The organism is Cupriavidus sp. D39 (assembly GCF_026627925.1).
GTDB classification, from domain to species: domain Bacteria; phylum Pseudomonadota; class Gammaproteobacteria; order Burkholderiales; family Burkholderiaceae; genus Cupriavidus; species Cupriavidus ulmosensis.
Genome location: NZ_JAPNLE010000001.1, coordinates 412,284 through 435,570 on the forward strand (window position 1 = coordinate 412,284; position 23,287 = coordinate 435,570).

A 23,287-nucleotide genomic window follows, 5' to 3' on the forward strand; every position below is an offset into this window, starting at 1 on the left:
TGATGCTTGTAAAGAGCCCAGCAGGAGGTCAGTCTCAGGTCGCCGGATCGGCATAGTTTTAATGGCTAAAGACCCTTGAGAAACGTCGCGAGCTTACTGTCAGGCCGGTATCGTACGGGCTTGCCATCATGTGGTTCGACATTAGCGAGAATTTGTTCCTTCAGCTCCAGACTGGCATCCAGGTACATCTGGGTTGTCTGGAGCGATTCATGGCCCATCCACAGGGCGATGTTGAATGGATCCACGCCAGCTTGCAATAATTCCATGGCTGCCGTGTGCCTCAGCACGTGCGGCGTCACTCGTTTCTTTCGCAGCGAAGGACATCCCCTGGCAGCCTTGGTAGCGTACTTTTTCAGGAGACGTTGTACCGCGTCCGAACTGAGATGTCCACCTCGAACACTCGGAAACAGCGCGTCACTGTTGGGTGTGCGAGGCTCTTTCATCCAAGCTTTTAGAATAGCGGCGGTCTGCTTGCTAAAAGGGGTAACGCGCTGTTTTCGACCTTTACCTACAACATCAATGTGCGCGCCTGTGCCGAGGGTCACGTCCTCGCGTGTGAGGCCGGTCATTTCCGACACACGAAGTCCCGTCTCCACACCCAGTCGGAGTAAAGCATGATCGCGACGACCACACCAGGTGCGCTTATCTGGTGCACCGAGCAGCGCCTTGACTTCCGGCCGCGTCAGAAAGTGAATGAGCCTGCGATCGTAGCGTTTGCCGGGCATCGACAGCACGCGCTGGATCTGCGCGGAATACGCGGGCGCCTCGAAGGCCGCGTAACGGAAGAACGAGCGAATCGCCGTCAGGCGCAGATTCCGGGTGCGGACACTGATAGCCCGGGTCTTCTCCAGATCATTCAGAAATGCTGTCACGAGCGGCGCATTGATGTCCTCAAATGCCAGATGATCCGGCGGTTTGCGCAGACGCTTGTAGGCAAAGCGAAGCAGCAGCCTGAACGTGTCCCGATAGGAACTGATGGTGTGCGGACTGGCCTGCCGCTGTTGCATGAGACGTTCCGTAAAGAACCGCTGCACTAATGCTGGGAAACCGACGGTAGATTTCATGACACATCCTTCCAGCGACGCTCCAGGCGCTTCATCGCCTGCTTCATGAGCTCTGGGTGCTGCTCGACATACCAGTACGTATCTCTCGCCCACTGGTGCCCGAGGAACGTCGACAGCACCGGTAACCAACGCACCGGGTCTTTACCCGATCGGTCTAATCTCGCCAGCGTCGTGACCGCAAATAAATGACGATAGTCGATCAGGCGGGGAGCGCGCTTTGCTGACGAATCGCGAAGACCGATTTCCCGTGTGAGCGCCGTAAATGTATGAGAAACCATGTCTCCACTGAGAGGCTTGCCTTGCGAAGTGATGAACACATGGGTTTCCGGGCGCCCCGCAAGACATCGCCCGCGACGTCGAAGATAGTCTGCAAGTGCATCTCGAGTGGAGGAATGAATAGGAACCCACCTCGACTTTCCAAATTTACTTCCCCGCACCGTCAGTACGCCTTCTTTCAAGTCAACGTCTTCGAGTTCCAAATTGACCGCTTCACCGGGGCGCAACCCCGTGACGCTTAGCAGACCTATCAGCGTAAAATATGTCCACCGCCGCAGTCCCGATGCCGGAGGAAGAGCCAGCGCGGCAGCCAATATCTTCTGGGTTTCCTCATCGGTGTAAAGGTAGGGAGCGCGCCGATGATACCGGTGCGGCAACAATTCGGCCCGTGGAATCTCTGTATGCGGATCGAAGGCACTCAGATAGCGTGCAAAGCCACGCACCACACCTAATCGCTGAGCCCAGATCACCGGTTGAACCGACGGGGACTTTAGTGCCCAGGTCAACGCCAGTGACGCGCTGATGTGAGAGGCCCGACGTCGTTCCATAAAGCAGACGAAGTCTTCCAGACGTTGGCCTGCTTCATGGAGTTTGAATCCCAGACGACGACGCATCGTCAGGTATTCTTCCATTGATTTGCGTAGCGTACTCATGATCGGGTGCTCGGCCATGGCGGCGCCAAGGTCCGCAGTGAATCCAGGTCGACCTTCGCGTATATTCTCGTCGAGTCGGGACTTTTGTGGCGCAAGACTTCGCTAATCTCGGCCAGCGAGGATCCTTGACGCAGCATCTGCGTCGCTAACGCATGCCGGAATTGATGGGCTCCTTTTCTCGACGAATCGATACCAGCCCGCTCCAGAGCGTATCTGACTACATTGCATACCGCTTTTTCCGTCTTGAACCCACGAATCGGCGCGTTTATACGCAGGAAGACACTTCGACTCTCAGAATCCGAGCGACCGTTTTTCAGGTAGTCGGCGATCGCTTCACCCACCGGCGCGAGTAATGGCAACGGCGAATCCTGACCGCCTTTTCCGTGAATGTTCAACGTGCCCGTTTCCCAATCGATGTCATCCAACGTCAAGGAAACCACCTCGCCACTCCGCAATCCCAGCCGGGCAAGGAGGAGCAGAATCGCATAATCCCGGCGGCCGACGGGGCGACGGCGGTCGCAACTGGCCAACGCTCGCCTAGCATACTCAGGGGAAATCGCTTTGGGGATTAACGCCATTAACCAGTGGGCGACCCTGGGGATCGCTGCGGCGAGGTCAAGCTTGATCAATCCACGATAACGCGCATACTGCAAAAACGAGCGCAAGACCTTTGCGATCGATTGCGCTCGCGCAGGACTTTGAGTGGCCTCATGCTGAACAAAGTCGATGATCTCGCGAGCACGGAGATCCGAGAGCCGCGTCGCCCCATCACCGAATTGCTTTGTTAAAAACAAATGCGCACACCACCGATATTTCCTGATCGTCGTGGCTGCCAAGCCTCGTTCCTGGTGCAGATACAAAGAGTATTCGTTTACCAATTTTTCAACTGGTGTCTGCGCAACGGGCGCGTCCTTTGCAACGATTCCATTTTCTTGCAGCAATTGTATAAAGCGTCTTAGCGCATATTTTGCGCCGTTCCGATGACAGCGGTGGTGTGCCCGGTAGCGCAGATAACGCTGCGCGGTTTCATGAGTCACTTCCTCAATCGACATTTTCTTGCACTTGAGCCACACGCTGAAATCGGCAACGAGAAGCAAGTGCCTGCGAATAGACTCTTGCGCGTAGCCTTGATCATTCAGCAGACCTTCAAATGCACCGAGTCGTTCAGCAAGGGGGCCCTCGGGTGTATCGAGTGGGTGCGACCGCGTTTTGGGGTACAACTTCTCCATGACCTGCGCCTCTTGTAAAAGAGGGTCTAATATCAATCAGACTATGCCGATCAGGTTTCGTTCATTGTCCTTGAATTGCAGCTCGCCATGTCCAAATCGAACATAGTTAACTACGCGGCATAGTTGTAGAACTTGCTTTCACGGATGCAAAGGATTCCAGAGTCCAGATCCACATCCGCCAGATTCAGACTGACAGCCTCGCCGATGCGAAGCCCAGTACCATAGAGCAGTAGCAGGAGCGTCCGGCAGGTTAGCGATGACAGATTGCAGCGCTCACGATCCGCCGTCGCCGCCAGTAGACGCTTCATCTCTTCTCGCGAATAGATGTACGGCACGAAGGTTCGGGGTTCCTTGGGTACCGTTAAGGGTAATGGTGAACTGGCGGTGTAGCCGCGAGCAATGGCAAAGCGGTAGAAGCCGCGCAGCGCGCTGAGCTTGCGATGCCAGAAAGCCGTGATGGGACCCTTGCCGGCAAGGAACGCATAGACACGATCGGCGTCGATCTCGCGCATATCGATGTCGCCGAGCGTTCGATAAAAGGACTTCAAGGTACGCGCCTCAGTGGCAAAGCGCATCCCCAGTGACTGTTTGTAGGCCACGTACGCGACAACCGCTTCAGGCAGTTTCATAGCAAGTCTCCTAGGGCAAAGTCAGCAACCTGCCTCAGGCCAGCCAGATCGACCTTGGCATAGGTGCGCGTCGCATAGGCGCTGCGATGACCCAGGTGGTCACCGATTTCCTTGAGTGAGAGTCCCTCAGCCACGAGATGGGTCGCGCACGCGTGTCGAAGTGAATGCGGTCCACCACGACGGCAACTGATATTCAGAACCCGCAATCGTCGGTTGACCAGGTAGTGCAGACTCGTAGGCGCGAGTGGACAAAACGGGGCTCGTATGGTGAGAAACAAAGAGCGCGAGCCAATATGAGGTCGCACCTGTTTCAGATACCGCAGAATTGCTTCACCTACCTCGGCTGCAAGCGGGTAGTCCTGTTTGCTCCGCTGCTTTGGACGGCTGATGTGAAGGATGTCATGTTCCCAGTCCACGTCGTCCAGTGTCAGGGCCACGACTTCACCCCTTCTCAGCCCGTAGACCGCGAGGAGCAACAGAATGGCGCGGTCCCGGATATCATGGGGACTGTCCGTATCGGTGCTGCGAATGAGTCGCTGCACGTCTTCCCACTTCGGCCCGGCTGGAAGCGTCTCGTGGCTGAACAGACGCGGTCCTTCGATACCGGCGGCGAGTCTCTTCGAACACCAGGTTTGCTCACCGGCGTAGCGGAGGAAACTTCGCACCGCGCCAGCAAGGCTGGCCATCGATACCCGGGACCAGCCTTGCATTCGTCTCAGTGCAAAGAAGGCGTCGACCTGTTCGAGTCGCATCTCGCCGATGCTGCTTCCTTGCTCGCTGAGCCAGGACAAAAACGCCTGAACGTGCCAGCATCGATTGTGAATCGTGTGTGACGACAGGCCGCGCTCCTCGCGCAAGTAGCTGTCGAACCGTTGAACAAGATCGACGAATGGCGGCGTTTCAGGTTGCTGCTCCTGCAGTCGTCCCAGGAAGCGAAGCCAGGCCGTAGCGGTCTGAATAAACCGTTCCCGCGAGAACCTTCCCGTCAGGATTCGCTGATGCCGTCGCTGGTAACGAACCCAGCGATCGGCTGCTATCTCGACCTCCGCAGACGGAATCAATCGTCCGTTGTCGAGCGCGATACGCTGGGAAATTGCCAGGAGCTCAGGTGCAAGGCTCAACAGCGTTGAATGGGCTGCACCGCCCTGTGCGCAGTGGTCCAGATAGCGTTCTCGATCATCGGCCGATGGACCATTGCGATGACGAGCCAGTACACGAGGGTAATGAAACAACGTACTGAACATGATCGGATCTCCGAGTTAACCTTCGGATCTCCGACACTACTCCGGCGCCAATTTATGTGGCCTTCAATAGGCATACACCGCTGACGAACCTCGTACTGTCCCCGCAAGACCACATTTGAGCCAACACCACATATCGCGACAAGTGTGATCGATCACATTTGTCGCGGGAAAACCGCACACCGGATTCGGAGGGAGGGGACGGCGCTCGCCGTTTCCTACCCCTATCCCATCGGCCCTTTAAGCCGTTCGCGGATCGCTGGCGAAGGCTGACCAGAACCATGACGCGGATGTCCGCTTTCGAGAAGGCCACGAGTCGCTCAGGCATTCGCATCCTGATGGTTGCCGTCCCGTTCCATGCCTCGGTGATGCGCCGCCTTCATAAACGCAGGTTTGCCTTGCTCAGCTAGCGCGGCATCAACCGGGTCGTCGCGCTGGCGCATCAGCCAGTAGACGATGCCGAGCGCAACCAATGCAGCCGCAAGAGCAGCGATATGCGCGGGCGCCGTGGCCGGGTCGAGAATGATGAATTTGCGCGCTATCGCCAACAGGGCAATGAGGATGACGGTCTTGACCTGGACAATGTGGTCGCGCCGCACCATAACCCTGGTGATTGAATGCTTGAACTCCATTGCGATCAGCAGTGTCATGACCATGCCGAACACCGATTGAAACGTCCCATGATCCAGCGGGTTCAGTGCGCCCGACATAAGCAACATGGCGACCGCGCGTATCAGTTGCCAAAGCGATACGACAATGATCACGGAAACCACTGCGCTCAGGACGTGGGCAACGATCTGCTCGAAGCGCTCATAGAAGTTCAGAACGCGCCACTGCAGCCGAAATGCATCGAGATCCTTGCGCAGGCTGCCACTTTCATTCCTCATGGTTCACCCTTCCTGATAGATAGACATCGACGAAGCGAATTGAGAGGGAAGCCGGGGGCATGAGCCTCTCCGGGCTGGGCTTAAGGCTTCCTTAACATATTAGGGTGCGGAATCCCCAAAGTCATTTAAAGTTCCATATCCGGCTCTTGATACCGGCACGCCGTGCACACGCTCGCCTAGCCAGCGGCGCAAGGACGAAAGCGCCATCGGCCGGCCGAAGAGGTAGCCCTGCGCAAGGCGTACTCCCTGGAAATAAGCCTAGCCCGCTGGTCCTCGGTTTCCACGCCCTCGGCTATTACCGTCAGGTCCAACGCCCGCGCGAACTCGACCATCACGTCAATGACCTTGGTACTCACTCTATCGCCAGGCCCGGCCTGGACGTAGCTCTGGTCAAGCTTGGTCGCCCTCTGGCGTAGTCACCCGGCAGCCGGCCACTGACTATGAACGCCGCTGCCCGCCGCTGCCCGCCGTTGCCTCTAGGAGTTGGCGCGAATTCTGCCTCATCATCGTTGCTTCCCTGTGAGGGCCAAAGGGTCTTTTCGTCCACAACTGGCCACGGTGCTAGCCCGCAAGCCGAATGGCGGCCGCCCACGTGTGCGAGATGTTCACATACGAAAGATAGGGATAGCCGGCTTGCCTTCAAGGGAAAAAACTTGAACGCTTGCCTCTTGAAAACCGGCAACAGATTGCCTATTTTAATTTTGCTCAGGCAGTCGCGTTGTTGCGCGCTGCGTGTTTCTGTTTGTTTGCCAGCGGCTTGGCAGGCGGGTGGGAGCGCGTTGCCCGTTCGCCTCCTTGCTGCATCAGGAGGATACGACCATGAGTGATCTCTTTTTCGGAACCGATCTGTTCAGCGAGTTCGACCGCCTGCAACGGCAGATGGTGAGCTTGTTCGGCGGGTTCCCGTCCAGCATCCGCTCCGGCCGCTTCGGGGCATTCCCAGCCGTCAACATTGGCACGACGGACGACTCGATCGAAGTCGTCGCGTTTGCCCCGGGCATCAAGCAAGACAAGCTTGAGGTCTCGATCGACAAGGGGTTGCTGACGATCAGCGGCGAGCGCGAAGCGGCGCAGTCGGAGGATGACCCCGAGGCACGGCCGTACGCACAGGAGCGCTTCGTCGGCACGTTCCGGCGCGTCGTCGAACTGCCGCAGAACGCTGATCCCGACAAGGTGCAGGCGCGCTACGCCAACGGCTGCCTGTCGATCAGCATTGGCAAGCGCGAATCCTCGAGGCCTCGGGCGATCACCGTCCAGTAATGTGAGGAGAAAGCCATGAGCGACACTACCCAAGTCGTTGAACGCGACCAGAGCGCGGTTGCAAAACGCCAGGAAGACAGGCCAACGCCCAGAGTCACGCTGCTTCCCGCAGTTGACATCTTCGAGGACAGCAATGGTGTCACCGTCTGGGCCGACCTGCCGGGCGTCACCAAGGACAAGCTCAATGTGAATGTCCACGATGGCAACCTCCATATCGAGGCGGAAGCCGTGGTGCCGACACCGTCTGGCCTGCGGGTGCAACATGCGGAAATTCGCGAGCCGCACTTCGCACGCGCGTTTTCTCTGAGTCCCGAGTTCGATACGTCGAAGATTGACGCGCACCTGCAGGATGGCGTGCTGAAGCTGACGATCCCACGCCGTGACGAAGCGCGGCCACGTCGCATTGCGGTTACCGCCGGGTGAATGCTGGAGGGCCATCCGCGGCACTGGAAAAGGTGGCGTCCGGGTGGGCGCCACCGTCGCCCCCAAGAAGACGCGGATGACCATATCGGCGGCCCCACCACCATGGCTGGGCCTTGCGGCGTCGCCGATGGCCGGGCGCGACCGGTCGTTGCCGACAGTCATTCGTACCCATCAAATGAGCATTTGGCAGGAGGGTAAGATGAAAACGGAACTGGGCAAATGGAACCCCTTCAAGTTCCTACGGAAGACGACAGGGGAATGCGTCAAACGTCCCCGCGCCGAGGCACGGCACGCCCGACTGGCCTGACGTTTCGCGGCTGTTTTCTAGCGATCCCTGGCGAGCGATGGGAGAATTCCTGCACGAACCGGGCGCGGGCTTCGGTGGTTTGGATCGATGGTTCGGCGACTTCAGTTCGTCTCGCTTTCAACCTCGGATCGATGTGGTCGACGATGGCGAGGCCCTGAGGATCACGGCTGAGCTGCCCGGTATGGACCGCGAAGACCTGCAGACCACCATCGAAGATGGCGCCCTGCTCTTGCGGGGTGATAAGAAGCAGGACATTCGGAGCGAAGAGAACGGCTGCTACCGTCTGGAGCGAGCGTACGGCGCATTCATGCGCAGTATTCCTCTGCCGGATGGTGTCGACGTGGATCACGTTGATGCGAAATTCGAAAGAGGACTATTGACACTACGCCTACCCAAGACTGGCTCATCGCAGCCTGCGGTCAGGAAGATCGAAGTTAAGTGAGACGATCCGGATGGAGACTTCAACGGAATTCGATTCTGAAGGGCTAACGCTGGGCAAACATCGGGTGCGACTTAGGTGTGCCCGCGGTTTCCCTACCGACAGAACGCGGAGCATGGCGGAGCTGGCCAAAATTGCGATCGAGAATAACTTGAGTGCGCGGGCCCGCTTGGTGGAGGTCACGGCAGAAGGCGAGAAGACCTATACGATCAGTGTCGGCACGACCTTCGCGAAAGACCGAGAAGCGGCGCCCCACCTAGAGTTGGCACTGGCCACGATGTTCGGACTGGCGCCCGACCAAGTCAACGTGGAGGTCGAGGTGGTCAGTCAAACGGAGGTGGACACGCACTTCGGCATGTATGAGCGGATGCTGGCCGAAAAGCTTGGCATTGTGCCGCCAATCCAGTGAAGCGCCGGGCACGTTGGCCGAGCCAATGGCGCTTTCGATGCCGATCCTGGCACTCGGCGCGCTACCCGCTGCGCGCCGAGAGGATTTGTCGCTTGGTGCGGCGACGGCGGGCGCCATGCGATCCTAACAACTCAGCGGGGATGTCTAGCGCATCCCCGCCACATCACGTCAAGAGCTCGGAAGGTCTTGCAGCCAACGCTCGGCCTGAGCGAAACCGACAACGCGCTTGCAGGCCTCGGCGCCATCGATCGATCGAGACTCGGCTACGCTAGCCGGTCGAACCCTTCCCGCCGATGCTGTCGTGCTTCTCGAGTCTAGATAGACATCGGCGGCCTGGTCGAGACGACTGCCAACTACATTTTGCCGCTCGCTCATCCACTCGGACGGAGCCCGGCTTACCTTGCGGCTTTGGTTCGCGGCGGAACGGGGCTTGTCGAGAGCCCCATGCGACCTATACTCATTGCACCAACGGTCTGCGGGTCCCGGGCGTAGTCATTTAATCGGCCAGCCTCCTCCTTCATCGGGCTCTGGTAGCCGGCGGCCCGCGTACCAAATCGCTGCCGGTACAGCGCGTCAGGGATACCATCACAGCAGCGCCAGATCTAGCCCATTCAAGGGTCCACAATGGCTCCTGTCGGACCTCCCGTTCACTTCCCCTCGGTGGGCAGCCAGGCTCTTCGGCGCACGATCGTGCACGGTATTTGGACGCCGTCGATTGTGTCGCGTCGGGATAAACCTTCACAAGAGTCACGCGCACGAGCTCGCCCTTTTCGGCGGCGCCGGGCCACGCCCGCGATAGCGCCCCCAATCGGGCCAGGTCGCGACCATGAAGTTAACGGATTGCCGGGTCTTGGATGCAGCGGCTATCAGCACATTTACTCATGATCTCGCGATTTCATATCGTTTGTGAGGGCGGCTCCCCTAAACCATACTTTGCATACACATCTTCGTTCTGAAGCGAGGCCGAAGCATCATTAGGGGAATGGATGTTTCACTGGTTTTCACCCGCGGATTCCGGCCTCGCACACGATCCGGTCTGCTACGGCAGCTTCGATGGATGGTCAAGGTAGCACACCCTGAGAAAACAATGGAGGAGCGTATGTTGTTCAAAATTCAAGCGAGGTCACGTGCGATCAGGTTACTGCTTGCGGCAGTCTGCCTCGCCATCAGCTCGCTGCAGGCGTCCGCCGAGGCCTACCCCAGCAAGGCCATCACTTTCGTCGTCCCCTACCCGCCCGGCGGTGCCTCGGACATCATTGCGCGGCTGATTGCCCAGCGCATGGGCGAAACCTTCAAGCAACCGGTGGTGGTTGAGAATCGCGCCGGCGCCAACGGCATCATCGCGCTGAGCCAGGTCGGCAAGGCCGCGCCAGACGGCTATACGATCCTGATGACCAACATCGGGCCAAGCGCGATCAATCCCAGCGTCTATAGCAAGCTGCCCTACGATGCGGTCAAGGATTTCAGTCCGGTCACGCTGACAAGCCTGGTACCCCTCGTCATGGTGGCGAGTCCGTCGGTTGGCATCAACTCGGTCGGCGACCTCATCGCCAAGGCGAAAGCGGTACCCGGTGCCTTGTCCTATGCCGCCTCCGGCAACGGCACCGCCGGCCACCTAGCGATGGAATTGTTCAAGACGAACGCGGGTATCGATATCAAGACAATCGGCTACAAGGGCGATATTCCCGCCCTGCAAGACGTGATGGCCGGACGTGTCGCCGTGATGTTCGCCACCGTGCTGGCCGCGTCCCCTCACATCCAATCCGGGCGGCTCAAGGCACTGGCCGTCACCACCGCCAACCGCATCAACGCCCTACCCAATGTCCCGACCGTTGCCGAGGCAGGCATGCCGGGCTTCGAGGCGGTCTCTTGGGGCGGCGTAATGGCGCCGGCGCAAACACCCAAGCCCATTATCGACAAGCTGCACGATGAGATCAACCGGATCCTCGCCACGGCGGAGTTCAGGAACCATCTGTCTTCGGTAGGCGCAGAGGCAATGGGCGGCACACCGGAGCAATTCCAGACCTACCTTGGCTCGGAAATCGCCAAGTGGGCGAAAGTCGCCAAGACTGCCAACGTCAAGCTCGACTGAGCGCGCGGCTCGCGCAAACGCAACAACGATCCGTCATGGCGCCCCCTCCGGCTTCGCCATGACGGCGTCCGAACCTGCTTTCAACTAAGGGAATCAAAATGGATCAAGAGGCGGGCAGCAAGCCGCTGTCAGGTATCAGGATTGTCGATTTCACCCGAGTCTTCGCCGGACCGTATTGCGCTATGCTGCTGGCCGACCTCGGCGCCGAGGTGGTTAAGGTGGAGCTGCCTGGCAGCGGCGATCCGTTGCGTACGCAGGGACCGCCGTTCCACCATGGCATCGGCATCACCTTCCTCGCAGCCAATCGAAACAAGCGCTCGCTCACGCTCGACATGCAGACCGCGGAAGGCAAGCAGATCGCCTACCGACTCTGCATGGAGGCGGACGTGGTACTGGAGAATTTCAGGCCCGACGTGATGCCGCGCCTGGGCTTGGGCTACGAACGCCTGTCGGCCGAAAATCCGCGCCTGATCTTTGCTTCCATCTCCGGCCTAGGTGCGGACGGGCCGGACATGCTACAAGGCGCGTTCGACCTGACCATCCAGGCCGTCGGTGGCTATATGAGCATCACCGGCGAGCCCGACGGCAAGCCGATCAAGCTTGGCACCTCGGCCTTCGACATGATCGCCGGGATGAACTGTCAGTCGGCCGTACTGGCGGCACTGCTGCAGCGCGCGACCACCGGTCGGGGGCAAAAGGTCGAGACCAGCCTGCTCGAAGGGCAGGTCGCGTTCCTGGCGAACGCCGCGCTGGAATATCTGCTCACCGGGACGAATCCGCGGAAATGGGGATCCGAGCACGCACAGCAAGCACCCTACAAGGCGTTCGAGACGGCGGACGGGTGGGCCGTGATCGGCGCCGGCTACCAGAATATCTTCGCGGCATTCCTCGGCGTGCTGGGGCGCGAGGACCTGCTCGACGACCCGCGCTTCACCGACCTTGCGGGCCGTGTCACCAACCGGGAGGCGCTCTACCCTATCCTCGACTGCGAGGTCATCAAATACAAGACCATGGACCTGATCGGCGCGCTCGAAGCGGCAAAAGTGCCGTGCGCCCCCGTCAATGATATGGAAGCCGTTTTTCGGCATCGGCAGGTCCTGCACCGCGGCATGCTGCGCCACGTCGAGCACCAGGCCTACGGCGCCCTGCCGCAAATGGGATCGGCCACCAAGTTCTCGGCATTCGACGTGGCAATGGACTGGACTGCGCCACCGCTGCTCGGCGAGCACAGCGAGGAAGTGTTGCGCGAATGGCTTGGCCTCAGCGGCGAACGCATTGCCGCGCTAAGGGAAGCGAAGGTGATCTGAATCCCGCGCGGGCCGCGTGTTTTTCGAAGGAGGAGATGAAGCGATGGAAAATATTGAGTATGTGCAGTCGATGTCCGGCAAACTCGAAGACGTTGAAATCGGCACGACCTTGTATTTCACCAAGACGGTATCGGAGAGCGACGTCTACCTGTTCTCTGGAGTGACCGGCGATTTCTCGCCGAACCACGTCGATGAGGAATACATGAAGCAAGGGATGTACGGCGAGCGACTCGCCCACGGGGCGTTGATGGTCGGCTTCATGTCGGCGGCTTCCTCCAGGATGCGTATCGGGCGAACTGTCTCGCTCGGGTACGACAGGGTGCGGTTCACGGCTCCGGTGAAGTTCGGCGACACCATCACGACCAAGTACACCATCATCCAGGTGGATCTCGAGAAAAAGCGCATCTACAACGAATGCACCTGTACCAACCAGCGCGGCGAGACGGTGGGATCGGCCGTCCATCTGCGTGCCTTTGTCGACTAGTCTTCTGATCGGCTGAACCAGGCAGCGCATCCCCCAAACGGGGTGCAACTGCCTTGCGCAAGTGAACTCGCCCGGCGCGGCGAACGAGGCTGTCCCGGACAGGCCGGCTGTCAGCCTGCCTGTCCGGCTTCCTCAGCCTCTCGCAGCAGCCAGCGGCGCAGCATCTCGAGTTTCGGGTCGTTGCGCTTGGCTGCCGGATAGCAGCCCCCGGCGCGAAGTTATACCAATTCCTCATGGGATGACAACTACGTATCGCTTGAGCGCTTGCCTGGCGATCCCACGGAATCCATGCTTGCATTCAACTTCCATCCCTGCTCATGTGCACTCCCGTTCCTTGCCGCTTCTTGCCGTCTCGCCTTGAAACTACAACGATGGAGCATTGGCCATGCTGCTGAAGCTTGAACACACGCACACGGATGTGCTCGTCCTTGGCGGCGGCATGAGTGGCTATCGTGCGGCACTGGCGGCACGCAGGGCGGGGGCGCAAGTCATGATCGCTTATCGCGGCCACGGGGCATCGCCTTACGTGATCGGATTCAATGCGCCGCTTGGGCATGCCGACGCGCGCGATACGCCGGAGATCTTCTTCGACGACATGATCCGCGGCGGCTACGGCCTGAATGACCGGCGCCTGGTGCGCGCGCTGGCTGACCAGTCGAACCCCGCCTACGAGGAACTCGCCGCGATGGGCGTGCCGTTCGCGTACAGCCCGCAAGCCTGCGCCGACGCCAGGCCGAAGGCGCTGCAACGCCATCTCTCCGGCAATACCTATCCCCGTTCGGTCTACATTCCCGCAGGCACCGGCCGCGCGATTCTGGAAGCAATGATGACGCGCGCGAGGGCGGACGGCATCCAGGCAGTTGGCGGCCACAAAGTGGTCGACTTGCTATGCGATGGTGAGGACGTCGTCGGCGCCCTGCTGTGGAGGCCACATTCCGGGACACTGACCGCGGTTCGGGCCCGCGCCGTGGTGATGGCCATGGGCGGCATAGGCCGTCTCTATACCGACAGCACCTACCCCGTCGATGTCGGGGCCGATGCGTTCGGCCTGGCCTTCGACGCCGGCGCGCGCCTGATCGACATGGAGTTCGTGCAGTTCGAGCCGGTAGTGACAATCTGGCCCGAAGCATGCCGCGGCATGGAAATGCCGACCGCCATGCTGGGCGACGGCGCCCAATTGCGCAATGTCCATGGCGAGCGCTTCATGATGCACTACAACCCCCGCTGGCCGAGCGCGGCATTGAGAAGGCGAGGATGGCCCTGTACATCCAGCAAGAAATCGACGCGGGCCGCGCGTTTCCCGAAGGTGGCGTGTTGTTCGATACTACGCGGCTTACGACCGAGCAACTCGAGAGCTACGTCTCGCACTGCAGCCGGCTGCGTGCCGCAGGCGTGGATCCTGCGCGGCAGGCGCCGCTGGTCGCGCCGGCCGCGCACAGCATCATGGGCGGCGTCCACATCGACGAGAACGGCTGGACCGGCGTGCCGGGCCTGTACGTCGGGGGAGAAGCTGCGGGCGGCGTGCACGGCGCAAGCCGGGTGGCGGGAAACGGGTGCAGCGACACACTGGTATTCGGTGCGATCGCGGGACGCGCCGCCGCCGCCGCCGCCGGCTTGCTGGAGCGCAAGGACCGTCCCTGGGGCGAATTCGAGGCGCGGGCCGTGGCGGATCTCACCGCGCGAAACGGCAGCGGCACCGCTAGCGCCGCCGAGACCAAGGAAGCGATCCGGCAGACGCTCTCGCGCGCGGCCGGCATTTGGCGCTGCCACGCTGCGCTGGTCGAGGGCCAGCAGGCAATGCACACCATTTCCGACCGGCTCGCAAATGCGAGCACCTCAAGCCTCGCCGACATAATTGAGTTGGGGAAGCCCGGCGCATGGCCACCACCGCCCACATGATCCTTGATGCCGCGCTGACGCGTACCGAGAGCCGGGGTGCGCACCAACGTACGGATTTCCCCGCCCGCGACGATGCCAACTGGCTGCGTCACACCAGCTTCCGCCGCGATGCCGAGGGTCGCATGATCAAGGAAGCGATGGCGATCCAGTAGGCTAGGTGAATCGCTTGATTCTGCATTGAGACATAGGAACAGAGGAGACAGAGCTCATGGATTTTGAATTCACTGAAGAGCAGCGGATGGCGCTTGACGGCTGGACCCGTCTGGTCGATCGCGACATTGCGCCGATCGCTGCTGGGTTCCGCGATCAGGCATTCTCGAAAGAGGCGGCGCATCGCTTGATGAAGATCATGGTGCCGTATGGCGTGGGCTCGGGCTGGGTGCCTGAGGACGGCGGCGGCGCGGGCTACGATTTCCTGACTAGCGGGCTGCTGTTCGAAGCGCTGGCGCGGGTAACGCCAGACGTCGCCGGTCTTGCCTGGGTGGCCGAGGGGGCTGCCTTGAAGGTGTACGCGAACGGCTCCGACGCGGTCAAGGCGCGCTATCTGCCCAGACTGATGAGCGGCGACATGATCGGCTGCTCCGCCATCAGCGAGCCGGGCATCGGCTCGAGCGTTCGCGAGATGCGCACACGCGCAGTGCGCGATGGCAAGTACTTTCGCATCAGTGGCGAGAAGATGTGGACGTCGAATGCATCGATTGCCGACATGGTTGTGGTCGTCGCCCGCACCGGCGACGACGAGTTCTCGATGTTTCTCGTCGATCGCGAGGAGCACGGATTCGAAACGGCGGAAATCCCCAAGCTCGGGCTGAATGGCTGGCCGCTCGGCCAGGTGCTCTTCAACGACGTGGTCGTGCCGGAAGAGAACCTGCTGGGCGGCATCGGTGCCGGCCTGCGTGAAACCATGAAAGGATTCGACCGGTCGCGCTGTTTCGTTTCCACACTGGCGCTGGGGATCGCGCAGCGTGCGCTCGACGACGCCATCGATTACGCCAGGCAGCGCACGCAGTTCGGCAAGCCGATCGCCGGACACCAACTGGTACAAGCGATGCTGGCTGAAATGGCCAGCGACCTAGAGGCCTCGCGGCTGCTGGTCTATCGCGCATTGTGGATGATGGCGGCAGGAAAGCGATGCGAACTGGAAGCCGCCATCGCCAAGTCGTTTGCCACCGAGGCCGCGCAGCGGATCACCTCCAAGGCCATCCAGGTCCACGGGGCTTTCGGCATCACCAAGGAATTCCCGGTCGAACGGCATTTTCGCAATGCCCGCATGCTGACGATCCCGGACGGTACTACCCAGATAAACCAGCTCATCATCGGCCGGAAGCTGACCGGTATCGACGCGTTCCACTGAAGCGACGCCTGCGGGCAAAAAGGAAGGGCAGATAGAAAGGGGACACAGTGAATCCGAGACCGCAAGCCTTCTGTTGCCCAGCTGCAAGCACAGGACATCGGCGAGAAGATCCGCAATGCCGGCGCCCGCGATGTCCATCCCTTTCCCATCGCCACTGACGAACCGAGACATCCAGTCACTGAAAGGACTCAGCATGACTTTAACGTTCCGCAGCCTTCACCCGCATTTTTCCGCTGAAGTCAGCGCTATCGATCTGCGCGACGCATACGATCCCGCTCTGCTGGACCAGATCCGGGCCGGCATGGACCAATACGCCGTGCTCGTGTTTCGCAACCAGCTATTCAGCAATGAGGAGCAGTTGGCTTTTGCACAACGCTTGGACGGCACGCTGCACGCAAAGACTTCAGTGTCGGTCCTGGGCAAGAACCGCTTCGGGAACGAGGCGCTTACCGATATCTCGAACGTCAACGAGAAGGGCGAATTGCTGGACGCAAACGATCGCCGCCGCGTTAGCACGCTGAGCAACCGACTGTGGCACACCGATGCATCGTTCGAGAACCCGGCGGGCCGCTACTCCATGCTGTCTGCCCGGGTGGTGCCGCCGGTCAGTGCCGACACGGAATTCGCCGATATGCGTGCCGCCTACGATGCCCTCGACGCCGACACCCGGGCCGGCCTGGAGGGACTGAATGTCCATCACTCTATCGCTTACTCCCGGCATGTGATCGGATTCGATTTCACCGAGGAGGAAAAGCAGAAGCTCAAGGGTGCGGTTCATCCGCTGGTCCGTACCATTTCCGGCTCCGGGCGGAAGTCGCTTTACCTCGCCTCGCATGCCTCCCATATCGTCGAGCGGCCTGTTCCCGAGGGCAGGCTGGTGTTGCTGGACCTGACCGAGCACGCCACCCAGCAGCAATTCGTGTACCGGCATGCATGGCGCGCCGAGGATTTCGTCATCTGGGACAACCGCGCCACCATGCATCGCGCACGCCCCTTCGACGACACAAGGTATCCCCGGGAACTGCGCCGTACCACCACGCTGGACATTGGTTGAGCCCTTGTTCACCACCAGCGGCTTGCCCGTGCGAGGAGCCCAAGCAAAGCTGCTGCGCGGAGCGTCGCAGCCAAGCTCTGGCACTGCCCTTGAGCATAGGACTCACGGAGGTAAAAACAGGACGTAGGCGGCAATCCTGCAAAGGATCGGCCTGGCGTTGACAGCCGCGCTAGCAATCCCGGCAGCCGCGCAGGCACAGGCATGGCCGGGCAAGCAGCCAATCCGGTTCATGGTTCCTTACCCGCCGGGTGGCGCCTCGAACGTGACGGCTCGCATCCTCGGCGCCAAGCTTACCCACTGTTTCAAGCGTCATTGCCTTCCAACTGATCTTTCACAGCTAGGTATGACGCCTGCAGCAAAGCCTTCGCGTTGCGCTCAGCGCCATCGGCGTCGCGCGCAGCAATAGCAGCCACCAGCCTCTCCCAGTCGTCCGCCGACTCCATGCGGCGTTGAGCGGTGCGGAAGCTGATCGATTTTTCCCGGATGGCATACCGCCACACCGCATGGTTGCTCAGATCCTCATAGATCGAGACTAGCCGCTTGCGCCCGTTGGCAGCCACGAGCAGGCGTTGCGTTTCGATCGAGGTACTAGCGTAGTCGGCTGGCTCCGTGGTCGGGTCATTGGCCAGATTGCGCAGTTTCGCGGCCTGCGCCTGCAGCGTTGTGATCAGTTCATCCGATCCTTTCTCGACGGCAAGGCGGGCAGCCAGGCCGAGCAACTGCGCCCGTATATTGAAGATCTCTTCGATCTCGCCGGCGTCAACCATCACGATGCGGGCACCATAGCGGGCGACGCGCTCGACGATGCCACGCCGCTCCAGCAGGGCAATGGCTTCCCGGATGGTGCTCCTGCTCACGGCGAAGCGTTCCGCGAACATCTCCTCCTTCAGGCGCTCGCCTGGTTCCAACGCACCTTCGGCAACAGCCGCAAGCAACTGTTCCGCTACTTGCTCGGGAAGCGACTTGGCCAGGCGGCCGACTTGGACCGTCTGGGATTCAAAGAAGGAATTGGGGCCGGACATAAGGAAAGCTCAAGAATTTGTGAGGCCAAGTATATCCGTCCAGACCCTCCGCGCCCGAATGCTGTGGAATGCCCCTCTCCTCATCAATGTTTTTTGTCGACATAAGACAGGCGACAAAATATACTGACTGCACCCCTCCAGCGAGGTGGAATCGAACAATCGTCCCGGAGATAACGATGAGCAATATCGAAGTGCGTCCGCTTGGCTACGCAGCAGGCGCAGAGGTTCTTGGATTGGACCTGCGCAAGCCCCTGTCAAGCACCGAGGTGGATCAGGTGAACGCCGCATGGCACCAACACCTCGTGCTGGTCTTTCCTGGCCAGGATCTGACGCCGCCGCAACTGATCGAATTCACGGGCAAGCTGGGTGACATTGAGCGCAATGAAAATGTGCCCTATTACAGACACCCGGAATATCCCGAGGTGCTGCTGGTCACCAATAAACAGGTCAACGGCAAGCCGTCCCAGACGCGGAACACCGGCCGCAACTGGCACGCCGACCTCTCCTACACCGATCGCCCCGCTAAAGGGTCCGTGCTGATGTGCAAGGAAAAACCGGATGTCGGGGGAGATACGATGTTTGCCAATATGTACATGGCTTACGAGACGCTCAGCCCGATCATGCAAAAGTTCGTCGATGGCCTGGAGGCTGTGCACGACATCACGCTGATCAAGGGTTTCAACCGACGCGACCCTGCCCAGGTCGCTGACCTGAAGGCCAAGAACCCACCCATCGTCCATCCCCTGGTGCGAGTCCATCCCGACACCGGTCGCAAGTCGCTGTTCGTCAGCGAGCGGGTCCGCAACTTCGTCGGCATGACCGAGGAAGAAAGCCAGCCTATTCTCGATTTCCTCAACATGCATGCGACCTCGCCGGAGTTTGTCTATCGGCACCGCTGGAATCTCAACGACGTGGTGATGTGGGACAACCGCTGCACGCTGCATATCGCGCTGAAGGATTTCGACCAGTCCCAGCCGCGCCACATGATGCGTTGCTCCATGCTGGGCGAAAAATCCGGCTACGTCCTGCCCGATGAGCACGAGGAAGGCTCGGCCAAGAGCGCACTGGTCGCGGTGTCCTGAACTGCAAGCCCGGCACCATCGAATAAGGAGGAGACATGAAGCGATACATCGACAAAGCGGCCAGACGCGCCGTGGTATTTGCCTTGCTGGCTGGGATGGCTGCCATGGCTGGCGTGGCGGGGCCTGTTCGCGCCGAACCGCCAGTGCGGATCGTCGTGGGATTTCCGCCGGGCGGCACGACAGACGTCATCGCGCGCCTGGTTGCCAATAACCTGGGCGCCAGGCTGGGCCGGACCGTGATTGTGGAAAACCGGGCTGGCGCGAGCGGGTCGATCGCCGCAAGCATGGTTGCCAAGGCCCCCGCTGATGGCGATACGCTGCTGTTCGCGCCGAGCAGTCACGCGACCAACGCGACGCTCTACGCCAACCAGCCCTTCGACACCGAGAAGGATTTCGCGGCGGTCGGCCTGGTGGCAACCACGCCCTATGTGCTCGTCGTCAATCCCAAGCTGCCGGTACACTCGGTTCCCGAACTGGTGTCTTATCTGAAGGAACACCCCGGCAAGCTGGCCTATGCTTCGTCGAGCCCGGGAACGGGCCAGCACCTGGCCGGCGAACTGTTCAAGAAGGCGGCGGGTGTCGACATGCTCCACGTGCCCTACAAAGGCAGTTCCGCCGCCCTGCCCGACCTGCTCGCCGGCCGCACGCCAATCATGTTCGACAACATCGCCGTGATGCTGCCGCACATCAAAAGCGGCTCGCTGCGCCCGCTCGCGGTGACCAGCAGCAAACGCTCGCAGCTGTTGCCCGACGCGCCAACGGTGGTCGAGACAGGCTTGCGTGACTACGAAGTGCTGGGATGGTTCGGGCTGTTCGCGCCGGCGAAGACCTCGCCTCAGGTGATCGGCACCTTGAGCACCGCCTTGAATGCGGCGGCCGAGGAGCCGGCATTCAGGAAGCAGCTTGCCGAACTGGGCGCTGAGGCCGTGCGCAGCACGCCGCAGAAGACCGATACCTTCGTGCGCAACGAAATCGGGAAATGGCGCGCCGTGATCCGGGAAGCCAAGATCACCCTCAACTGAGCTGAACCGTACTGAACTGAACCGAATAGCGGCCGGACAGCTCCCACGACCTGTGCCCGTCCCGGCCGGGTTCTCCCCTCGAATCCTGACTACAGGCCGGGCCCCCACGCGGTGCCCGATGGCCACTCTTTATCTATCGAAGCGATGCCTGACAACGCGAGTACCCGCTCCGGCGGTCAAATCCTGGTCGATGCCCTCAAGGTGCAAGGCACCGATATGGCCTTCTGTGTGCCGGGCGAAAGTTACCTGGCCGTGCTGGACGCACTGCACGACACGCAAGACACGATCCGCCTGGTCACCTGCCGCCAGGAAGGCGGCGCCGCATTCATGGCCGAAGCCTACGGCAAGCTGACTGGCAAGCCGGGCATCTGCTTTGTCACGCGCGGGCCTGGCGCGACCAATGCCAGCATCGGCGTCCACACCGCCTACCAGGACTCGACGCCGATGATCCTGTTCGTTGGCCAGGTCGGCAGCGATTTCGTCGACCGCGAAGCATTTCAGGAGATCGACTACCGGCGTATGTTCGGCCAGATGACGAAATGGGTTGCCAGTATCGACTCGGCGCAACGCATTCCCGAATACGTCAACCGCGCCTTCCAGATCGCCATGTCTGGCCGGCCCGGACCGGTCGTTCTGGCGCTGCCGGAAGACATGCTGACCGCAAGCGCCACGGTGCGGGACACCGCACCATGCCAGATTGCCCAACCATCGGCGAGCAGCAAGGACCTGCGGACGCTGCGCAGCCTGCTCTGCAACGCCCAGCGCCCGCTGATGATTCTCGGCGGAAGCGGCTGGATCGCCGAAGCCTGCCGCGACATCCAGCGCTTCGCCGAAGCGGCCGGCCTGCCCGTTGCTACCGCATTCCGCCGTCAGGACCTGTTCGACAACCGCCATCCCAACTATGCCGGCAACATCGGGCTAGGCATGAGTCGGCAACTGACCGACCGCGTGAAACAGGCAGACCTGCTACTGGTGGTTGGTGCCCGGCTGGGCGAGGCCACCACCAATGGCTACACCCTGGTCGATCCCATTGACGCGCGCCAGACGCTCGTGCATGTCCATGCGGCCGCCGAAGAGCTCGGTATCCTTTACCAGCCGGCCCTGCCGATCAACGCAGCAATGCCACGCTTCGCCAGCCAGCTGGCCGAACTGGAAGATATCCCGTGCGGCCCCTGGCGGCAATGGACCCTCGACAGCAACCGCGAGTATCTGGCCGACATCGAGCCACAGGCGCAACCGTTTGACGTCGACCTCGCCCTGATCGTCAAGGGGCTCGCGCAAGCCCTGCCGCAAGACGCCATCATCACCAATGGCGCCGGCAACTATGCCGGCTGGGTCCACCGCTACTTCCAGTACAAGCCTTGGCGAACCCAGTTGGCGCCCACCAACGGAGCGATGGGCTATGGGGTGCCGGCAGCAGTGGCGGCCAAGCTGGCTGCGCCGAAGAGAACCGTGGTCTGTTTCGCGGGCGATGGCTGCTTCATGATGAATGGTCAGGAATTGGCCACGGCTATCCAGCATGACGCTGCCGTGATCTTCATTGTTGTTAACAACGGCGTGTTCGGGACCATTCGCATGCACCAGGAGATGCACTACCCCGAGCGGCCATCCGGCACGCAGCTGGTGAATCCGGACTTCGCCGCACTGGCGCGCGCCTATGGCGCGCACGGCGAAACCGTGACCTCCACCCAGGACTTCGCGGCCGCATTCGAACGCGCACGATCGAGTGGCAAGGCAGCACTGATCGAAGTCCGTACCGATGTCCGCGCGGTGACGTCGCGCCGCACTCTCGCCGACCTTCAGGCGAGCCTCCCTCAGTAAGGCCGGGTGGCGGGCACCGCCAACTCAGCCAGTCTCCGATGAAAGGACTCAAATTGTCCGATATCTACGAAACACTTGCGCTCTATATCGACGGAGAATTTGTCGAATCCGATGGCCGCCGGACTGAGGAGGTGCGCAATCCCGCCACGGGCGAGGTCCTTGCGCACTTGCCGCACGCCAGCCGTGCGGATCTCGACCGCGCGCTGTCCGCGGCCGAACGCGCCTTCGTATCCTGGAGCAAGAACTCTCCGCTGTGTCGCTCGCGCATCCTGCGCAAGGTCGCCGAGCTCGCGCGTGAGCGGGCCTCCGAGATTGGCAGGAACATCACGCGAGACCAGGGCAAGCCGTTGAGTGAAGCCATCGCCGAAGTCCTGAGCTGCGCGGAGCATGCCGAGTGGCATGCGGAGGAATGCCGCCGCATTTACGGCCGCGTGATTCCGCCTCGCCAGCCAAATGTGCGTCAGATCGTGGTGCGGGAGCCAGTGGGTGTCTGCGCCGCGTTCACCCCATGGAATTTCCCGTTCAACCAGGCCCTGCGAAAGATGGTGGCCGCGCTGGGCAGCGGTTGCACGCTGATCCTCAAGGGACCGGAAGATTCGCCCAGCGCCGTCGTGGCGCTGGCGAGGTTGTTCCACGATGCCGGCCTGCCTCCTGGCTGCCTCAACATCGTGTGGGGCGTGCCGTCTGAAATTTCGGATTACCTGATCCGCTCGCCGATCGTGCGGAAAGTATCCTTCACGGGTTCAGTCGGTGTCGGCAAACAGCTCGCCTCGCTGGCCGGTGCCCACATGAAGCGTGGCACATGGGAACTCGGGGGCCATTCGCCGGTGCTAGTCTTCGACGATGCGGATGTGGACACCGCGGCCACCATGCTTGCGCGCTTCAAGGTCCGCAATGCAGGGCAGGTCTGCGTATCGCCGTCCCGCTTCTTCGTGCAGAGCAAAGTGTACGACCGCTTCGCCGCGCGGTTTACGGAAACACTGGCATCGATCAAGGTCGGCAATGGCCTGGACAGCGGTGTGGAGATGGGCCCACTCGCCCACGCCCGCCGCGTGGTGGAAATGGAAGCCTTCGTGGACGACGCGCTTGCCCGCGGCGGAAAGATTGCCACCGGCGGCGCCCGGCTAGGTCACACCGGCCATTTCTTCGCACCGACCGTCGTTACCGACCTACCAGCAGATGCTCGTCTCCTGACCAACGAGCCGTTCGGCCCCATCGCGCCACTGCTGCGCTTCAGCGATCCACAGGACGCTATCGCGCGAGCCAACGCCCTGCCCTTCGGCTCGTTACCGACCTACCAGCAGATGCTCGTCTCCTGACCAACGAGCCGTTC

The 23,287-nt window shown here is 61.0% G+C and carries 21 protein-coding genes and 3 pseudogenes; 16 read left to right on the forward strand and 8 right to left on the reverse strand.

What is annotated here, in order from left to right; all coding sequences use genetic code 11:
- Positions 1–65 precede the first annotated feature (65 nt).
- The 7 genes from OMK73_RS02095 to OMK73_RS02125 all read right to left on the reverse strand — a co-directional run bounded on the left by OMK73_RS02095 (position 66) and on the right by OMK73_RS02125 (position 6,335).
- The gene (locus tag OMK73_RS02095) at positions 66–1,064 is read right to left on the reverse strand and encodes a tyrosine-type recombinase/integrase (RefSeq protein WP_267600481.1); all 999 of its coding nucleotides are present in this window, start codon (positions 1,062–1,064) and stop codon (positions 66–68) included.
- A complete protein-coding gene (locus OMK73_RS02100; RefSeq protein WP_267600482.1) occupies positions 1,061–2,011 on the reverse strand; it encodes a tyrosine-type recombinase/integrase in 951 nt (316 codons plus the stop codon). Before OMK73_RS02100 ends, OMK73_RS02095 begins: the two co-directional genes overlap by 4 nt.
- Positions 1,990–3,222 carry a site-specific integrase gene (locus OMK73_RS02105; protein WP_267600483.1) on the reverse strand — a complete coding sequence of 411 codons (1,233 nt, stop codon included), beginning with the start codon at positions 3,220–3,222 and terminating at the stop codon, positions 1,990–1,992. The genes OMK73_RS02100 and OMK73_RS02105 overlap by 22 nt, the downstream gene beginning before the upstream one ends.
- 110 nt (positions 3,223–3,332) lie before the next feature.
- Positions 3,333–3,851 carry a tyrosine-type recombinase/integrase gene (locus tag OMK73_RS02110; RefSeq protein WP_267600484.1) on the reverse strand — a complete coding sequence of 173 codons (519 nt, stop codon included), beginning with the start codon at positions 3,849–3,851 and terminating at the stop codon, positions 3,333–3,335.
- Entirely contained in the window at positions 3,848–5,095 is a 1,248-nt protein-coding gene (locus tag OMK73_RS02115; protein ID WP_267600485.1) for a tyrosine-type recombinase/integrase, read from the reverse strand. Before OMK73_RS02115 ends, OMK73_RS02110 begins: the two co-directional genes overlap by 4 nt.
- Before the next feature lie 317 nt (positions 5,096–5,412).
- Complete coding sequence (locus tag OMK73_RS02120) at positions 5,413–5,979, reverse strand: phosphate-starvation-inducible PsiE family protein (RefSeq protein WP_267600486.1); 567 nt, start codon at positions 5,977–5,979, stop codon at positions 5,413–5,415.
- 176 nt (positions 5,980–6,155) lie between these two features.
- Entirely contained in the window at positions 6,156–6,335 is a 180-nt protein-coding gene (locus OMK73_RS02125) for a hypothetical protein (RefSeq protein WP_267600487.1), read from the reverse strand.
- A 463-nt stretch (positions 6,336–6,798) separates the two neighbouring features.
- On the opposite strand from OMK73_RS02125, the gene OMK73_RS02130 reads away from it, so the two are divergent.
- The 12 genes and pseudogenes from OMK73_RS02130 to OMK73_RS02185 all read left to right on the forward strand — a co-directional run bounded on the left by OMK73_RS02130 (position 6,799) and on the right by OMK73_RS02185 (position 17,007).
- Positions 6,799–7,239 (forward strand): Hsp20/alpha crystallin family protein, encoded by a 441-nt coding sequence (locus OMK73_RS02130; protein WP_267600488.1) that lies wholly within the window; start codon positions 6,799–6,801, stop codon positions 7,237–7,239.
- Positions 7,240–7,254: 15 nt separating this feature from the next.
- The gene (locus tag OMK73_RS02135; RefSeq protein WP_267600489.1) at positions 7,255–7,662 is read left to right on the forward strand and encodes an Hsp20/alpha crystallin family protein; all 408 of its coding nucleotides are present in this window, start codon (positions 7,255–7,257) and stop codon (positions 7,660–7,662) included.
- Between the two features lie 199 nt (positions 7,663–7,861).
- Positions 7,862–8,411, forward strand: a pseudogene (locus OMK73_RS02140) (Hsp20/alpha crystallin family protein).
- Between the two features lie 10 nt (positions 8,412–8,421).
- The gene (locus OMK73_RS02145; RefSeq protein WP_267600490.1) at positions 8,422–8,817 is read left to right on the forward strand and encodes a hypothetical protein; all 396 of its coding nucleotides are present in this window, start codon (positions 8,422–8,424) and stop codon (positions 8,815–8,817) included.
- Between the two features lie 1,099 nt (positions 8,818–9,916).
- Positions 9,917–10,909: a Bug family tripartite tricarboxylate transporter substrate binding protein gene (locus tag OMK73_RS02150; protein WP_267600491.1), complete on the forward strand. Its 993-nt coding sequence runs from the start codon at positions 9,917–9,919 to the stop codon at positions 10,907–10,909.
- A 98-nt stretch (positions 10,910–11,007) separates the two neighbouring features.
- A complete protein-coding gene (locus OMK73_RS02155; RefSeq protein ID WP_420715433.1) occupies positions 11,008–12,216 on the forward strand; it encodes a CaiB/BaiF CoA transferase family protein in 1,209 nt (402 codons plus the stop codon).
- A gap of 43 nt (positions 12,217–12,259) precedes the next feature.
- Positions 12,260–12,700: a MaoC family dehydratase gene (locus OMK73_RS02160; protein WP_267600494.1), complete on the forward strand. Its 441-nt coding sequence runs from the start codon at positions 12,260–12,262 to the stop codon at positions 12,698–12,700.
- Between the two features lie 439 nt (positions 12,701–13,139).
- A pseudogene (locus OMK73_RS02165) lies at positions 13,140–13,865 on the forward strand (FAD-binding protein); the annotation flags it as partial.
- Between the two features lie 89 nt (positions 13,866–13,954).
- Complete coding sequence (locus OMK73_RS02170) at positions 13,955–14,599, forward strand: FAD-binding protein (RefSeq protein WP_267600495.1); 645 nt, start codon at positions 13,955–13,957, stop codon at positions 14,597–14,599.
- Positions 14,578–14,751 carry a hypothetical protein gene (locus OMK73_RS02175; protein ID WP_267600496.1) on the forward strand — a complete coding sequence of 58 codons (174 nt, stop codon included), beginning with the start codon at positions 14,578–14,580 and terminating at the stop codon, positions 14,749–14,751. Before OMK73_RS02170 ends, OMK73_RS02175 begins: the two co-directional genes overlap by 22 nt.
- A gap of 56 nt (positions 14,752–14,807) precedes the next feature.
- Positions 14,808–15,953, forward strand: a complete 1,146-nt coding sequence (locus OMK73_RS02180; RefSeq protein ID WP_267600498.1) for an acyl-CoA dehydrogenase family protein — start codon at positions 14,808–14,810, stop codon at positions 15,951–15,953.
- A 115-nt stretch (positions 15,954–16,068) separates the two neighbouring features.
- Positions 16,069–17,007, forward strand: coding sequence for a TauD/TfdA dioxygenase family protein (locus OMK73_RS02185; RefSeq protein WP_267600499.1), 939 nt, complete (start codon positions 16,069–16,071; stop codon positions 17,005–17,007).
- A gap of 302 nt (positions 17,008–17,309) precedes the next feature.
- Here the strand turns inward: OMK73_RS02185 and OMK73_RS02190 are convergent, their stop codons facing one another.
- Entirely contained in the window at positions 17,310–18,029 is a 720-nt protein-coding gene (locus OMK73_RS02190) for a GntR family transcriptional regulator (protein WP_267600500.1), read from the reverse strand.
- 176 nt (positions 18,030–18,205) lie between these two features.
- Between OMK73_RS02190 and OMK73_RS02195 the strand changes: the two genes are divergently transcribed.
- The 4 genes and pseudogenes from OMK73_RS02195 to OMK73_RS02210 all read left to right on the forward strand — a co-directional run.
- Positions 18,206–19,111: a TauD/TfdA dioxygenase family protein gene (locus OMK73_RS02195; RefSeq protein WP_042876312.1), complete on the forward strand. Its 906-nt coding sequence runs from the start codon at positions 18,206–18,208 to the stop codon at positions 19,109–19,111.
- A gap of 104 nt (positions 19,112–19,215) precedes the next feature.
- Complete coding sequence (locus tag OMK73_RS02200; protein ID WP_267600502.1) at positions 19,216–20,133, forward strand: tripartite tricarboxylate transporter substrate binding protein; 918 nt, start codon at positions 19,216–19,218, stop codon at positions 20,131–20,133.
- Between the two features lie 144 nt (positions 20,134–20,277).
- Positions 20,278–21,954, forward strand: a complete 1,677-nt coding sequence (locus OMK73_RS02205; RefSeq protein ID WP_267600503.1) for a thiamine pyrophosphate-binding protein — start codon at positions 20,278–20,280, stop codon at positions 21,952–21,954.
- 62 nt (positions 21,955–22,016) lie between these two features.
- A pseudogene (locus tag OMK73_RS02210) lies at positions 22,017–23,200 on the forward strand (NAD-dependent succinate-semialdehyde dehydrogenase); the annotation flags it as partial.
- Positions 23,201–23,287: the final 87 nt, after the last annotated feature.